The organism is Bacteroides sp. AM44-19 (genome assembly GCF_003603395.1).
Lineage (GTDB): Bacteria > Bacteroidota > Bacteroidia > Bacteroidales > Bacteroidaceae > Bacteroides > Bacteroides uniformis.
Window position 1 is genome coordinate 926,378 of sequence record NZ_QTNB01000001.1, and the last position, 15,891, is coordinate 942,268.

Sequence of the window (15,891 nt, forward strand, 5' to 3'; positions counted from 1 at the left end):
TAATCCCGCGCTTGTTACATTTCTATTCTTCGCTTTCTTTTTTTGCTTTTCTCAAACAAAAGCATTATTTTTGTGTTTATTTTCAACTCTCCCTCAGTACAACATTCAAAAAACCGCTCGACAATTATGAAAAAGTACTTCTTTTTCTGCATACTACTATTATTGCCAATTATAGGCATTGCACAAACATACAAATACATCGGTGTGGAAGACGGTTTGAGCAACAGACGGGTATATGCTATTCAAAAGGGACCCAAAGGTTACATGTGGTTTCTTACCCACGACGGCATCGACCGATACAACGGAAAAGAATTCAAGCCGTACAAACTGATGGATGGAGATGAGGAAGTGAATTCCATGATGAACCTGAACTGGCTCTATGTGGATTCCAAAGGAACCATATGGGAAATTGGCAAGAAAGGACGCGTGTTCCGCTATGATACAAAACACGACCGTTTTGTCCTGGTATACAAGCTACCCGAAAGCGAAGTGAAAGGACGTCCAACCCCTATCAGTTACGGTTTTGTGGATGCCAACAGCGTAATATGGCTTTGCAATGAAGATGCCCTATATCTGTACGACAGCAATACCCAGAAGGTGACATTCATTCAAAACGAAATAGGAGAACGAATTACTGATATCGCACAGATTGATTCGACCCACTTCTTCATCGGGACCGACATCGGCATACATTATGCTGAGCTGGCCAACAACACCCTCACCCTCAGTCCCTGCAACCAATTGGACACCTTGAAGATACAAATCAACGAACTATACTATCATAAACCGTCTCACAAGGTTTTTATCGGTACTTTCCAACGGGGAATATTTACCTATGACCTGAATGAGCACAAAGTCATGCATATCCCATCCGGACTGATGGACGTTAGTATTAACTGTATCCGTGCCTACAATAACAATGAAATCCTCATAGCTACAGACGGGGCCGGTGTCTACAAAATGAATACCGATACCTATGAATCTATACCATACATTGTTGCTGACTATAACCGGTACAACTCAATGAACGGAAATACCATCAATGATATCTACATTGACAGTGAACAACGCATCTGGATGGCTAATTATCCCATTGGTATAACTGTACGCAACAACCGATATGCCGATTATCAATGGATAAAACACTCTATCGGCAATAAACAGTCACTCATCAATGACCAGGTAAATGCCATCATTGAAGACCATGACGGCGATTTATGGTTTGCCACCAATAACGGCATCAGCCTTTATTATAGCAAGACGAAACAATGGCATTCTTTTCTCAGCAGTTTCGACACCGCAAGCCATAGTAAAAACCATATCTTCATCTCATTGTGCGAAGTGGAGCCCGGCATCATCTGGGCCGGAGGATATAGTTCCGGCATCTACCAGATCAACAAGAAACTACTGTCCACAGAGTTCTTTACTCCGTCTTTATTCAGTAATCTGAATATCCGGCCGGACAAGTATATCCGTTCCATTATGAAAGATTCTTCAGGAAACATCTGGTTCGGAGGGTATTATAACTTAAAAGAAATAGATTATTCCAGAAAAAATATACGCCATTTCCCGGGCTTGAATGGTATCACTGCCATCATAGAGAAAGACTCCACACATATGTGGATAGGCACTTCCACCGGCTTGTACCTGTTGGAAAAAGCAACCGGTAAGTATACCTATATCCAGATGCCGGTAGAATCCTACTACATCTACTCCCTATGCCAAGCTTCCGACGGAATGCTGTATATCGGTACCAACAATGCCGGTTTACTGGTATATGATACGACCAAAAACACATTCAGACATTATCATAGAGACAACTGCGCCTTGATTTCCAATAATATCTATACACTATTGTCTGATGGTAAAGGAAATATCTTTCTGAGTACAGAACACGGTCTGTCCACCTTCTATCCTGTCGAAGAGACATTCCATAACTGGACCAAAGAACAAGGACTGAAGTCTGACCATTTCAACGCAGCCTCAGGCACCTTGAGGAAAAACGGCAATTTCATTTTCGGCAGTACGGATGGAGCCATAGAATTCAACAAAGACATGATCCTGCCTCGCGACTATAAGTTCAAAATGGTATTCAGTGACCTGCGGGTATTCTATCAGACCGTTTATCCCAAGGATGAAGGTTCTCCACTTATTCTGGATATTGACGAGACAAAAACCTTGCGTTTGAAGTACAACCAGAACATCTTCTCATTGCAGGTCTCAGACATCAACTATGACTATCCTTCCCTAATTCTGTACTCCTGGAAACTGGAAGGCTTCTATGAGGGTTGGAGCCGTCCGGGAGAGGAAAACGTCATCCGTTTTACCAACCTGAGTCCGGGCAACTATACCCTCCGCGTACGTGCCATCTCCAACGAAGACCGTCGTATTGTCCTGGAGGAACGCAGTATGGACATCATTATCGAGCAACCCCTCTGGCTCAGTTTCTGGGCGCTGATACTCTATGCAGTGATTATCATATCCATTGCAAGCATCACTCTACGAATAATAGTCTTGAGAAAACAGCGGAAAGAATCCGATGAGAAAATACGCTTCTTCGTCAATACAGCGCATGATATACGTACTCCACTGACGCTCATCAAAGCACCCTTGGAAGAAATCACCGAACGCGAGCAACTGACTTCCAGCGGACAGAGCAACATCAATACAGCCCTGCGAAACGTAAATGCCTTGTTGCGCCTGACCACCAACCTTATTAATTTCGAACGCGCAGACACCTATTCCGGAAGTCTATACGTATCCGAATACGAACTGAGCACATATATGGAAGAGACGATCGATGCTTTCCGTTCATACGCAAACATAAAACACATCAACCTAACCTACGAAAGCAGCTTCCGTTATCTGAACGTATGGTTAGATAAGGACAAGATGGATTCCATTTTGAAAAATATCATATCCAACGCACTGAAATATACACCGGACGGCGGCAATGTACATGTCTTTACTTCCGAGACAGAAGATACCTGGAGTATTGAGGTGAAAGATACCGGTATCGGAATTCCGGCTTCAGAACAGAAAAAGCTGTTCAAGATGCATTTCCGTGGCAGTAATGCTATCAATTCCAAAGTTATCGGCAGCGGCATCGGACTACTTCTGGTAGGGAAACTTGTACGCTTACATAAAGGAAAGCTCAACTTCAGCAGCATGGAAGGGAAAGGCTCTTGCATCAAAATCACGTTCCCCAAAGGGAACAAGCATTTCCGCAAAGCAATCCAACGCCCTCAACCCAAAAACGAACGGATTGTTTATTCGGCCTCCGGAGTGCCTATCAATGCCTCTACTACATCATCCCCTGCTTCCAGTGGAATCTACGACAAGACGCAACAACAGTCACAAAACAACAGTAACCACCAGAAAATTCTTATTGTAGAGGACAATGACGAATTAAGGGAATATCTGCGTAGAACATTGTCTGAACAATACAACATACAAGTATGCTCCAATGGAAAAGAAGCACTGACCATTGTCAAGGAGTATATGCCCAACCTCGTCATTTCAGACATCATGATGCCGGAAATGAGAGGAGACGAATTGTGTCATATCTTGAAGAACGACATCGAGACATCACATATCCCCATCATCCTGCTCACAGCACTGAATACCGACAAGAATATCATCGAGGGGCTGCAAAGCGGAGCGGATGAATATATTGTGAAACCCTTCAATATCGGTATATTGCGGGCAAACATTGCCAACCTGCTGACTAACCGGGCACTGTTGCGCCACAAATATGCCAGTCTGGACCTGAACGACGAGAAGAACAATACGGATTGCATCAACTGCTCCAACGACTTGGACTGGAAATTCATTGCAACCGTCAAAAAGAGTGTCGAAGACAATATGGACAACCCAAGCTTCAACGTCGACGTGCTCTGCAACCTGCTGAATATGAGTAGGACCAGCTTCTACAATAAGATAAAGGCACTGACCGACCAAGCTCCGGCTGACTACATCCGGCTGATTCGACTGAAACATGCTGCCCAACTTCTGAAAGAACAAAAGCATACCATCACCGAGATTTCAGAACTGACCGGTTTCAGTGATGCGAAATATTTCCGTGAAGTATTCAAGAAACATTTCAATATGAGCCCAAGCCAGTATGCCAAGAGAGGGAAGGAAGGGAAAGATGATAAAGAAATAAAGTAAATTATAACATTTTGAATATGAATATATATCTTGAAGCATTCTCCATTTTCTTTAAGATAGGAGCCTTTACCATCGGCGGCGGTTATGCCATGGTACCGCTGATAGAAAACGAAATCGTAACCAAACGAAACTGGATAGCCAAAGAAGATTTCATTGACCTGCTTGCTATATCACAGTCCGCTCCGGGCATCCTTGCCGTCAATATATCCATTTTTATAGGGTATCGGCTACGGGGAATACGAGGGAGCATAATCACTGCATTGGGAACCATACTTCCTTCGTTTCTCATCATCCTCGCCATAGCGTTGTTCTTTCACAACTTCAAGGACAACACCATCGTGGAACGTATATTCAAAGGTATTCGCCCGGCAGTGGTTGCATTGATTGCCGCCCCTACATTCAGCATGGCAAAATCGGCCCGGATAAACCGATACAACATATGGATACCGGTGGTTTCAGCACTGCTCATCTGGCTGTTGGGCTTCTCTCCCATCTGGATTATCATTGCGGCAGGTGTAGGAGGATACTTCTTCGGACGTTGAAAACGTCCGAAGAATTAAAAATTAAAGAATTAAAAAGGATAGCAACATTAATCACTAACCATTTATCATTAATTACTAATCATGGTTTTCTTACAGTTATTCTATACATTCTTTAAGATTGGGCTTTTCGGCTTTGGTGGCGGATATGCCATGTTGTCTATGATACAAGGTGAAGTAGTTACCCGTTACGGTTGGCTTACAGCGCAGGAATTTACTGATATTGTGGCAATCAGCCAGATGACACCCGGTCCGATAGGAATCAATTCGGCAACTTATGTGGGTTATACTACGATAGCTGATTGCTACGGTACAAGCTATGGTATTTTAGGTTCTATTATTGCTACGTTTGCCGTGGTGCTTCCTTCTTTCCTACTGATGCTGACCATCAGCAAATTCTTTCTGAAATACCAGAAACATCCTTCCGTGGAAGCGGTATTCAGTGGGCTCCGCCCGGCAGTGGTCGGTCTGCTGGCCTCAGCCGCGCTGGTATTGATGAATTCGGAAAACTTCAGTTCTCCCAAAGAAGACATATATTCCTTCGTCATCAGCTGCCTCATCTTCCTCGTGGCATTTATAGGCACAAAGAAATATAAACTGAACCCGATAGGAATGATTGTAGCTTGTGGAATAGCAGGATTGATACTTTATTAGGGATTAAGGATTAAACGTTAATGATTAATCCCTAATCCTTAATCCCTAATTTTTAAAGTTTAATCTTCTTTCCAACGGATTTCGATTCATTATGCAGACGGTCCAAGGCTGTCACCACATAGCGGTACTTTGTCTTTCCGTCTTCATAAGGAAGTTTATAGAAATTATCGCGCGTGATGGCTACAATATGGGAAGGGTCATCTATATTCACTTTCTCTTTGTCATTAAAGCGATAGACCACATATTGGACGGCACGGTTCATTTCCTCTTTATACTTGGGAGCTGTCCAGAAAAGAATATATCCGTCTTCCGTCCACACCGGTTTCATCTTACGTACCTTTGCCGGAGCTTCGTTATCCATGAAATCGAAAACGGGAGGTAGCGCCGGATACTTATGATATTCGGCAATCAGGGCATCGCGATACTTGCCTGCATTCTCTACAACCGCACTGGCAGGCCACTGGCAACTGCCACCGATGGTCTGATAGGCCCGTTGCAAGGCCATTTTGCGAGGAAGCTGATTTATCGACGGGTTCTTGGGGTCGGCATTCTGCACGGTGTTCATCACGGACTGGCCGATAAACAAGGGGCGGTTTTCCGTATTCCTGGCCCACCACTTCACCAGTGTCTCATAGTCGGCAACCGGATGTCCTATATGCCAATAAATCTGCGGAATATTATAGTCTATCCAACCTTCACGGGCCCACAGCAACACGTCCGCATAAAGGTCATCGTAGTTTTGCAGGCCTTTGGTCTTACTGCCAAGCGGGTCACTGCTTTCATTCCGGTAAATGCCAAACGGAGAAACCCCGAACTTCACCCACGGCTTGATTTCACGAATTGTTTCATGCAGTTTCTTAATCAGCACATTCACGTTGCTCCGGCGCCAGTCTCCTTTATTGCTGAAACCTCCGCCAAAACGTGCAAAACTTGCATCGTCAGGGAAATCCTTTCCCTTAATGGGATAAGGATAAAAGTAATCGTCCATATGAATGGCATCCACATCATAGCGGGAAACGATGTCGCTCACCACCATGCAGATGTGCCGGCGGCTCTCAGGCAGTGCCGGGTCAAAATACAACTGGTCGCCATAAGTGACAAACCATTCCGGATGGATATTGTACACATGATTGGGAGCCAACTCACTCTTCAAGGTCGTCTTCGTGCGATACGGATTAATCCATGCATGAAACTCCATACCACGCTTATGGCATTCATCAATCATAAACTGCATAGGGTCCCAATAGGGTTCGGGCGCTTTACCCTGCACTCCGGTAAGGAAACGACTCCACGGTTCCAGTCTGGAAGCATACAGAGCATCCGCTTCGGGACGTACCTGGAAAATTATGGCGTTGATTCCCGCCTTCTGCAAGGAATTCAACTGCCCGATCAGATTCTGCTTCAGTTTTTCGGTCGGCATTCCACGGAACTGTCCGTTTACTGACTGTATCCATGCTGCACGAAATTCACGTTTAGGATAGGCAGACCCGGTCTGCACTTGCGCAAATACTCCTCCCGCCATTAGCAGCAAGAAGAATACACATAAAAGGGATTTTACTCTCATTCTCTAATTACAGCTTTTTAATACTTAAAATAGTTTATAATTAAGGTTTGTCCTTCATCGGCCATTCCACAATAAAGCGGCATCCTCCGCAATAGGTGTCATCCAGATAAATCCGGCCTCCCACCAACTCCATTATCTCATTGGCTATGGCAAGCCCCAATCCGGACCCTTTGGTAAACGTGTCCACTTTATAAAAACGTTCGAAAATACGGTCCGATTCGTCCGGCCTGATGCCTATACCGGTATCCTCTATCACGAAGCGCAATACATGTCGGGACTTATCTTCCTCGCAGGAAACGCGTATATGACCTTCTTCCGTAAACTTCACCGCATTATCCAACAAAGACACCAGCACCATTTTCAGCCATTGCCGGGCTGCATAAAAGGCCATAATGCCGGAAGCAGGCACATATTCCAGTTCAACTCCCGGCTTCAGTTCCGGACGGAAGCCCTCAATACATTCCTTGCAACACGCATCCACTTCTATCTCCTCCCGCGGCATCTCCCACACTCGCGAATCCATATCCGCAATATTGAGTATGTTCTCCATCAGACTCAACAGATATGTATTGTTGCCCTCCACTTGTTCAACATACTCGCGTTTCTCCACATCATCCAGTTTCTCTTGAGCCAGCAAGGTAGAAAAGCCGACGATGGAATTCAACGGAGTACGGATTTCATGGGTGATATGCTGTATAAAGGAACTTTTGACCTGGCTCATTTTTTCCACCGCCCTGCGTGCAGCTTCCAACTTGCGGTTCATGGAGAGGGTGCGGATATACAGATAAGTAATGAGCAGCAAAAGCAACAATACCAGTCCGCCAACGGCCAAGGCTATCATCAGTCGTTCCTTGTTCAATCTGGCACTCAGCTCCAGCTTCTCCATCTTCAACCGGTCCACCTCAAACTGTGCCGTATATTTGCTTAGCTTGTCATCCATTTCTGCCGTACGCACGGAGTCACTCACGGCGGCATATCTGGCATAACTGCGGCAAGCCGCACGATAATCGCCCAACTGTTCCTGCAGTTCTCCTTTCATATAATGGTTATAAGGATAGCAAAGCCCCAGTGAATGCTGATAATCCATGAGTGAATCCACGTAAGCAATGTTACCTTTCAAATCACCGAGGATACGGCAACACATTATCTTATAGCCAAACCATGCTTCGGGCGTCGAGCTCTCCGGATGTTGACGGTAGAAGCGGTCGGTCTCCTCAATATAAGGCTCAGTAGCCTTTCTACCTTCATTGGCCAATAAGCCTATAACCCTGAATTCACAGAAACGCAGGTGCAGGGAAGGGTCTATGCTGACTTGTTTACGGTCCAGTTTGTCCTCCAGTTGCGACAATTTACTCAGATACTCGCCGGCCTCTGCATACTCACTGCGTGAAAGATAAGTCTGGATAATATTAAGCAACACCACGTATGCGTCACGATAATAGCTGCCTTCCTCGAAAAGTTTCAGTGCATTGTTGTAATTCTCTATACACAGTTTTACGTTGTTTCCAAAGACCCGATGGTTATACCCGATGCACATTTCGCCACATGCCAATCCGTATTTGTCCCGGGCTTGCTCGGCATCCTGATGGAGCCTGACGGTTTCAGCCATCGCCTCCTCCTGCATACCTTTCTCCGTCATACGCTGAATGTACTGCCGCCACGCCATATACCGGTCTCGTGTCCGTTGGTATTTCCGGCACCAGTCCATATATTCATAGGTTGCGGCTTTCAATTGGTCAATGTCCCCCAACTGATAATAATGAGAAATCAAGTTGTTATGGGCATCACTAATCTGTACCGTATCGTTCAGTTCGCGGGCAAGTTTTATCCACCGGGCATTGATGGAAGGCAATCGGTCTTGTCCCAACACTTTCTGCGCACTATCTGCCAGAGCTTTCATCTCTCCATAAGGGTCTTCGGCATGCAGGATTGAGGGGCATAAACCTAACACCAGCACAACAAGAAGCCATTTTATATTACGCTTTACCATGTTCGGACATTAAAAGGAGTCGGATGCGAATTTAGTGCTTTTATTTAATGTAAATTAGCAGTCATCCTAAAGTATAACAAATCTTAACCTTGCCTATCTGATACGATTTTTCCAGCAGGTTCGTTTTATTCTACCCCGGTTTGCATTATCTTTGCAAATCCTAAATCACATAAGTGACTTTTATATGGCAGAAAATACATCGATTATCATAAAGGGAGCCCGTGTCAATAACCTCAAGAACATTGACGTAGAGATTCCCCGTAACAAACTCGTAGTCATCACCGGACTGTCCGGTTCCGGAAAATCCTCACTTGCTTTCGATACATTATATGCCGAGGGGCAGCGCCGCTACGTGGAGAGCTTGAGCAGTTATGCCCGCCAGTTTCTGGGACGTATGAGCAAGCCTGAATGCGATTTCATCAAAGGGATTCCACCTGCCATTGCCATTGAGCAGAAAGTAAGCAGCCGTAACCCACGGTCCACCGTGGGTACCTCCACTGAAATATACGAATATCTGCGGTTGCTCTACGCACGTGTCGGTAAGACCTTCAGCCCGGTCAGCGGACAAGAAGTGAAGAAACACTCGGCAGAAGATATCGTGAAGTGCATGCTGGAATATCCGGAAGGAACCAAGTATACCGTGCTCGCCCCGATATTGCTGCGCGAAGACCGCACGCTACAACAACAACTGGAGATAGACATGAAGCAAGGTTTCACCCGTCTGGAAGTGAACGGTGAAATGATGCGCATCGACGAATACAAGCCGAAAGCCGGAGACACAGTTTTTCTGTTGATTGACCGTATGACAGCCTCTTCAGAAAAGGATTCCGTCAGCCGCCTCACCGACTCGGCCGAAACAGCCATGTATGAAGGAGACGGTGCCTGCCTGCTGCGTTTCTACCAGCCCGACGGGAGTACCTGCCTCTATCGTTTCAGCACCAAGTTCGAGGCAGACGGCATCACCTTCGAAGAACCGAACGACCAGATGTTCTCCTTCAACTCTCCCATCGGTGCATGCCCCGTATGCGAGGGATTCGGGAAAGTCATCGGCATCGACGAGCATCTCGTGATACCCGACCGCTCCTTGTCCGTCTATGATGGAGCCGTTGTATGCTGGCGGGGCGAAAAGATGGGCGAATGGAGGGATATGGTGATACACGGAGCCGAGAAAGCCGGCTTCCCCATCTTCACTCCCTATTATGAACTGACCGACGAGCAACGCCGGATGCTGTGGGAAGGGACACCCTACTTTGAGGGCATCAACGCCTTCTTCAAGATGGTGCAGGAAAATCAGTACAAGATACAATACCGTGTGATGCTGGCACGCTACCGCGGAAAGACGCTCTGCCCCAAATGCCACGGCACCCGCCTGAAGCCCGAAGCAAACTACGTACGCGTGGGAGGACGCAACATCTCCGAACTGGTAGATTTGCCCATCACTGAGTTGAAGCTCTTCTTCGACAACCTGCAGCTAGACCCACATGACGCCGACATAGCCCGCCGCATCCTGACAGAAATCAACAGCCGCATCCAATTCCTATTGGATGTCGGTTTGGGATACCTCACGCTGAACCGCCTCAGCAACTCGCTCTCCGGCGGTGAAAGCCAGCGAATCAACCTCGCCACCTCGCTGGGAAGTAGTCTGGTGGGCAGCCTGTATATTCTTGACGAACCGAGCATCGGCCTGCATAGCCGCGATACGGACAAACTGATACACGTGCTCCGCCAGCTGCAACAGTTGGGCAATACGGTAGTGGTAGTGGAACACGATGAAGAGATTATCCGTGCTGCCGACTATATCATCGACATCGGTCCCCGGGCAGGCCGCCTGGGAGGGAAGGTCGTCTACCAAGGAGATATGAAAGACCTTCAGAAAGACAGTGACAGCTATACCGTGCGCTATCTGCTGGGCGAAGAAACCATCCCCCTGCCGGAACACCGCCGCCCGTGGAACAACTACATAGAAATAAAAGGCGCGCGCGAAAACAACCTGAAGGGTGTAGAGGCACGGTTCCCGCTGAATGTAATGACCGTAGTCACCGGTGTCAGCGGTTCGGGCAAGAGTACGCTGGTACGCGACATCTTCTACCGCGCCCTGAAACGAGAGTTGGATGAATGCAACGAACGTCCAGGCGAGTTCACTTCCATTGGAGGAGACTTGCAGAACCTGCGCAATGTAGAGTTTGTTGACCAGAATCCTATCGGGAAGTCATCGAGAAGTAACCCCGTGACCTACATCAAGGCCTACGATGAAATCCGTAAACTATGGGCGGACCAACCGCTTGCCAAGCAGATGGGATACAGTGCCGGATACTTCAGCTTCAACAGCGAAGGCGGCCGTTGCGAGGAATGCAAGGGTGAAGGCACCATCACGGTGGAGATGCAATTCATGGCAGACCTTGTACTGGAATGCGAATCCTGCCACGGCAAACGCTTCAAGGCGGACACGCTGGAAGTGAAGTTCCACGACATGAATATCTACGACGTATTGGAGATGACCGTAAACCAAGCCATCGAATTCTTTACGCAACACGGACAGAAAAAGATTGTGAAGAAGCTGCAACCCTTGCAGGATGTAGGTTTGGGATATATCAAACTGGGGCAAGCCTCCTCCACCCTCTCCGGTGGAGAGAACCAGCGCGTGAAACTCGCCTTCTACCTCAGCCAGGAGAAAGCAGACCCGACCATGTTCATCTTCGATGAACCGACCACCGGACTACACTTCCATGACATCAAGAAACTGCTCGAAGCCTTCGATGCCCTAATACGCCGCGGGCACAGCATTGTCATCATCGAACATAATTTGGATGTGGTGAAGTGTGCGGACCATGTGATAGACCTGGGGCCCGAAGGAGGGGACAAAGGAGGAAACATCGTAGCTACCGGTACACCGGAGGAAGTGGCGAAGTGTGCGGCAAGTTATACGGGACAATTCTTGCAAGAGAAATTACACCCCTCGCTTCCTTAAATAGAACACAGAGGCACGGAGACACAGAGATATTAAATTCAAGGAAAAAGAATAAAACTCTATGCCTCCGTGTCTTTGTGCTTAATCTTACCGGGTGCTACTACTCCAATTTAAAAGTAACCGGAAAAGTAAATTCCACCTTCACGGCTTTACCCTGCTGCATCCCCGGTTTCCATTGTGGCATCAATTCTACAATCCGTAATGCTTCCTCATCCAGGGCAGGATACCTGCTGCGCATAATAACGGGGTCCGTCACACGACCATTCTCGTCAATCACCACGCTGACAGCAACTCTTCCTTGAATGCCATTCTTACGGACTTCTTCCGGATAACGGATATTCTTTTGAATAAAATCCATTAAGGCTTTCATACCTCCCGGAAACTCGGGCATCACTTCCACTACTTTATAGACAGGTTCTTCCATTGGCTCTTCCGTTATCAATTGTGGGCTCCCGCCCTTCCCTGCATCCGAAACATAAGGGGGAAGAGATGTCTTTTCCGCCGTTCTCCATTCTTCCTCATTGTCCGTCAGTCTGAACTCAGCCATCATCAAGACAGGTTTCCTCCTGATGGTTATCTCATAAAAGTAACGGTAGCGTCCCGGCTTGTTGGGATGCACATCCGGATAAAGGGAGGCTTTCATAACCCTTTCCTCCCCATCCCGCAGCACATAGGCGATGTCCCAAAAGGCAGCGTTTATCGGCAATTCCCGCCAGGTACCTTTTTCGTCTTCGAACGTCAGGTAGTAATGCTCGCCGCAGGTCAAATCTCCGCCACTGTGATTGCTGAGGATGAATGTCGCATGAGGCGCTTTCGTTGAAAAGACTGGATATTCGGGACGGATATGGATGCCACGAATATGATTCCTGCCTACTCTCTCGTTGATGACGGGGACTTCTACACCATGAAAACAGAAAACGGGGGAGTCCATTATCTCCTCCCGGAACTCTTTCCGTTTTTCAGGAGTATTCACAATCAAATCTATATCTATGCAATGCATCCCCACCCCATATCCGGTCACATTCCTCCGGATGTGTGTGTAGGTTGTGTTTTCCAACCGCTTTCTCAGTTCGTCGTGAATGGCAAGCAATTGTTTTTGCAAGCAGTCACCGTCATCCACGAGCCCTATCTTGAGGCTATCGCTCACTGATTTTTCCTGCAACCGTCGGTCTAACCCTACCGTATCTACAGAATCTTCAGGCATTTCTACGCGTTCCGTCTTATTCATCTTGCAGGATGAAAGGCAACAAAGCAATAGGAGAAAACAAACTCTGTTCATAGCATTTTGTATTTCAAGTCCATAGCATCAAATATACTCATTTTCGCAATCATAATCAAAAATAGAACCCCTAATCTCATAAGACTATATTAGGAATACATGTAATAACGGTATGAGAATAGAAAAGATTACGGCTAAAAGACACTGCATCGCCACTGCAAAGTCACTGCATTCCTTTTGCAGTGCTGCTGCACGCCCATTGCAGTACGACTGCAACCGTATTGCAGAGCTACTGCAAGCCTCATGCAGTGACACTGCAAAAAGTGTGCAGAACTTTGCAGTAGGAAAGAACTGATAACTAAGATAATAGCGCCAATGAAAGAAGTATGCAGTACAATTGAAATGGAAACGAAATGGGCGTGACAGATAAGTGTAACGATTCTTATCTATCACGCCTATCTATCACGCGGTAAGGTATTTGTAATCAATAGAATATACCCCTCCGCGTGATAGCATGACAGATGTTTTGCAAAAACAAACTCTGTGGTAGTAGCAAAATGAGATTAGAAATAGAATCCGAAACCTACTTTCAGACCAAATTTAGAACGGTCGTCGTTAATGTTCCAATAAGCCGCAGGTTCGATGGTCACCGTACGCGTCAGGAAGAACGCATAACCGGCTTCCAGACCGAAAGAGAACTTGGTATCATCCAAATCGTGTCCCCAATCCCAACGGTCCACATTGACATCGGCACCCAGATACACGCCAATCTTGTCGAAATAATAACGTCCGCCTACACCCAGCGTATAGACATCGAGGTCAGATCCTCCGGTATTCCAAGCAGCTCCGGCATGCACCAGCAAGGCGATGTTGTCGAGTAGAAAAGCACCTCCCTTGGCTTCAAGGCCAAAACTTGTCTTGTCGGTTCCCGTGTCATGAGAAAATTCCAAACCGGTGATGGACGGGTTCAAAATCCACTTACCTTTTTCAAACTGTGCCTGAGCTGCCACTGTGACAACAAGCAAGCAAACGAATAATGCCAGTTTTTTCATCTTGTTCTGTTTTTTGAGTGAATAATCAATGTTGTTTATTGTCTTCTTCGAATCGCTTGCGTTGCAGCGCCTCCTTCTTGCGAAGCACCAGCCACAGCACAAATACAATGAGGTACGAAGCAGCTACGGTGACATACTTCTCAGTATCGCTGATTTCCGTATTGCGGGGAAGGAAATAAGCGGCAGTAGCAGAAACGTAAATAAGCAGGGCCAACGTGAGCCCGGTAGATTTCTTGATTTTCTTCATTACCAAAGTTTTTTAGTCGTCTTAAAATACCAAATATTAAACCAAATAGCAGCCAGCACAACAGCTATCAAGGCTATGCCCAGCGCATAATTCGGACCGAGCCCGAAACCTTCGGGAGCAATGCAGATGTAAGTGGTACACACAGCCGTCATGAATAATGCCGGGAAATAGGTGACGTAATAATAACGTCCTTTCTTCTCGCGTACCAGATAGACCGTAATGGCCCACAACGTAAAGACGGACAGAGTCTGATTGGCCCAGGCAAAATAACGCCAAATCATATCAAATCCATCCTTGTCCCGCAGGCTGTAAAGCAACAAGCTAATGGCTACCAGGAACATCGGGATGCATATATATAAACGGCGACGCATGGATTTTTGTTCCATTCCCAAGAAATCCGCCACAATGAGGCGCGCTGAACGGAAAGCCGTGTCGCCACTGGTAATAGGCGCGGCAATAACACCCAGAATGGCCAATACGCCACCTACGGCACCCAGCCAGTCTTTTGTAATGGCATCTACAATGATAGAGGCATTCGTCTCCCCCATCCCGTTCTCGTGGAAGAAATAAGTGGCGGCGGCAGCCCATATCAGAGCTACAATGCCTTCGGTTATCATTGCCCCATAGAAAACGGGGCGTCCGTGGCGCTCGCTTGTCATGCAACGTGCCATCAGCGGACTCTGCGTGGCATGGAAGCCACTGATGGCACCGCAGGCAATGCTGACGAACATGATGGGGAAGATGGGCAATGCAACCGCATCGGGATGCGTGTTCTGCAATCCGTCCCATATCTCCGGCAATGCAGGATGGTTGACGTAAAGCATTACCAGAATACCGACCGCCATGAACAGCAGGGCAACGGCGAACAGTGGGTATATCTTACCGATAATCTTATCTACCGGCAGCAAAGTGGCAAAGATATAATAAGCGAAAACAACAATAATCCAGAAGGTGGTATCCAAGCTGTCGGGGGTCAACTTGGCAAGCAGTCCGGCCGGCCCTGCCACAAAGACAGCTCCCACCAATATCATCAGGATGACGGTAAAGCCGCGCATCACCTGCTTGGTGGTCAGCCCCAGATAGCGTCCGATGATTTCCGGCAGGCTTTCCCCGTCATGCCGCAAGGAGAGCATACCGGCAAGATAGTCGTGCACTGCACCGGCAAAGATACTGCCAAGTACAATCCACAGATAGGATGCCGTACCGAACTTAGCTCCCATGATGGCACCGAAGATAGGTCCCAACCCGGCAATATTGAGAAACTGTATCATAAAGATTTTCCAAGTAGGCAGTGGAATGTAATCCACACCATCGGCTTTGGTAAGGGCGGGTGTTTTGCGGTCATCGGGACCAAAGACGCGTTCTATGAAGCGTCCGTAGATAAAATAGCCGGCTATCAACGCCAGCAGGCAAAGCGTAAATGTAATCATGGCGTGTTAATATCTTTAATGTATGCAAATGTAACAGTTTCCAAGTAAACAGCACAAA

11 protein-coding genes are annotated in these 15,891 nt (G+C 47.0%); 5 read left to right on the top strand and 6 right to left on the bottom strand.

What is annotated here, in order from left to right; genetic code table 11:
- The first annotated feature begins 126 nt into the window (after positions 1 to 126).
- The 3 genes from DW947_RS04215 (at position 127) to DW947_RS04225 (ending at position 5,363) form a co-directional block, all read left to right on the top strand.
- Positions 127 to 4,170 (top strand): two-component regulator propeller domain-containing protein, encoded by a 4,044-nt coding sequence (locus tag DW947_RS04215; protein ID WP_117963503.1) that lies wholly within the window; start codon positions 127 to 129, stop codon positions 4,168 to 4,170.
- A gap of 17 nt (positions 4,171 to 4,187) precedes the next feature.
- On the top strand, positions 4,188 to 4,712 hold the full coding sequence (locus tag DW947_RS04220; RefSeq protein ID WP_117963510.1) for a chromate transporter: 525 nt from the start codon (positions 4,188 to 4,190) through the stop codon (positions 4,710 to 4,712).
- 81 nt (positions 4,713 to 4,793) lie between these two features.
- Positions 4,794 to 5,363, top strand: a complete 570-nt coding sequence (locus tag DW947_RS04225; RefSeq protein ID WP_005835643.1) for a chromate transporter — start codon at positions 4,794 to 4,796, stop codon at positions 5,361 to 5,363.
- A gap of 52 nt (positions 5,364 to 5,415) precedes the next feature.
- Here DW947_RS04225 and DW947_RS04230 read toward each other — a convergent pair whose 3' ends face one another.
- Together DW947_RS04230 and DW947_RS04235 are read right to left on the bottom strand one after the other, a co-directional pair.
- Positions 5,416 to 6,927 (bottom strand): glycoside hydrolase family 10 protein, encoded by a 1,512-nt coding sequence (locus DW947_RS04230; protein ID WP_034525493.1) that lies wholly within the window; start codon positions 6,925 to 6,927, stop codon positions 5,416 to 5,418.
- A 40-nt stretch (positions 6,928 to 6,967) separates the two neighbouring features.
- Positions 6,968 to 8,917 carry a sensor histidine kinase gene (locus DW947_RS04235; protein WP_117589139.1) on the bottom strand — a complete coding sequence of 650 codons (1,950 nt, stop codon included), beginning with the start codon at positions 8,915 to 8,917 and terminating at the stop codon, positions 6,968 to 6,970.
- A 184-nt stretch (positions 8,918 to 9,101) separates the two neighbouring features.
- Here DW947_RS04235 and uvrA point away from each other — a divergent pair, with 184 nt between their 5' ends.
- Entirely contained in the window at positions 9,102 to 11,885 is a 2,784-nt protein-coding gene (gene uvrA, locus DW947_RS04240; protein WP_008663931.1) for an excinuclease ABC subunit UvrA, read from the top strand.
- 100 nt (positions 11,886 to 11,985) lie between these two features.
- On the opposite strand, the gene DW947_RS04245 is transcribed toward uvrA, so the two are convergent.
- The gene (locus DW947_RS04245) at positions 11,986 to 13,164 is read right to left on the bottom strand and encodes an energy transducer TonB (RefSeq protein ID WP_117963504.1); all 1,179 of its coding nucleotides are present in this window, start codon (positions 13,162 to 13,164) and stop codon (positions 11,986 to 11,988) included.
- A 112-nt stretch (positions 13,165 to 13,276) separates the two neighbouring features.
- On the opposite strand from DW947_RS04245, the gene DW947_RS21515 reads away from it, so the two are divergent.
- On the top strand, positions 13,277 to 13,459 hold the full coding sequence (locus tag DW947_RS21515) for a hypothetical protein (protein WP_044467943.1): 183 nt from the start codon (positions 13,277 to 13,279) through the stop codon (positions 13,457 to 13,459).
- 208 nt (positions 13,460 to 13,667) lie between these two features.
- On the opposite strand, the gene DW947_RS04250 is transcribed toward DW947_RS21515, so the two are convergent.
- Genes DW947_RS04250 through DW947_RS04260 form a run of 3 tightly spaced genes read right to left on the bottom strand, consistent with a single transcriptional unit; the run spans position 13,668 to position 15,833 of the window.
- Positions 13,668 to 14,156, bottom strand: coding sequence for an outer membrane beta-barrel protein (locus DW947_RS04250; protein ID WP_044467944.1), 489 nt, complete (start codon positions 14,154 to 14,156; stop codon positions 13,668 to 13,670).
- A 25-nt stretch (positions 14,157 to 14,181) separates the two neighbouring features.
- Entirely contained in the window at positions 14,182 to 14,403 is a 222-nt protein-coding gene (locus tag DW947_RS04255) for a hypothetical protein (RefSeq protein WP_005826297.1), read from the bottom strand.
- On the bottom strand, positions 14,403 to 15,833 hold the full coding sequence (locus DW947_RS04260; protein WP_008663941.1) for a carbon starvation protein A: 1,431 nt from the start codon (positions 15,831 to 15,833) through the stop codon (positions 14,403 to 14,405). The genes DW947_RS04255 and DW947_RS04260 overlap by 1 nt, the downstream gene beginning before the upstream one ends.
- Positions 15,834 to 15,891: the final 58 nt, after the last annotated feature.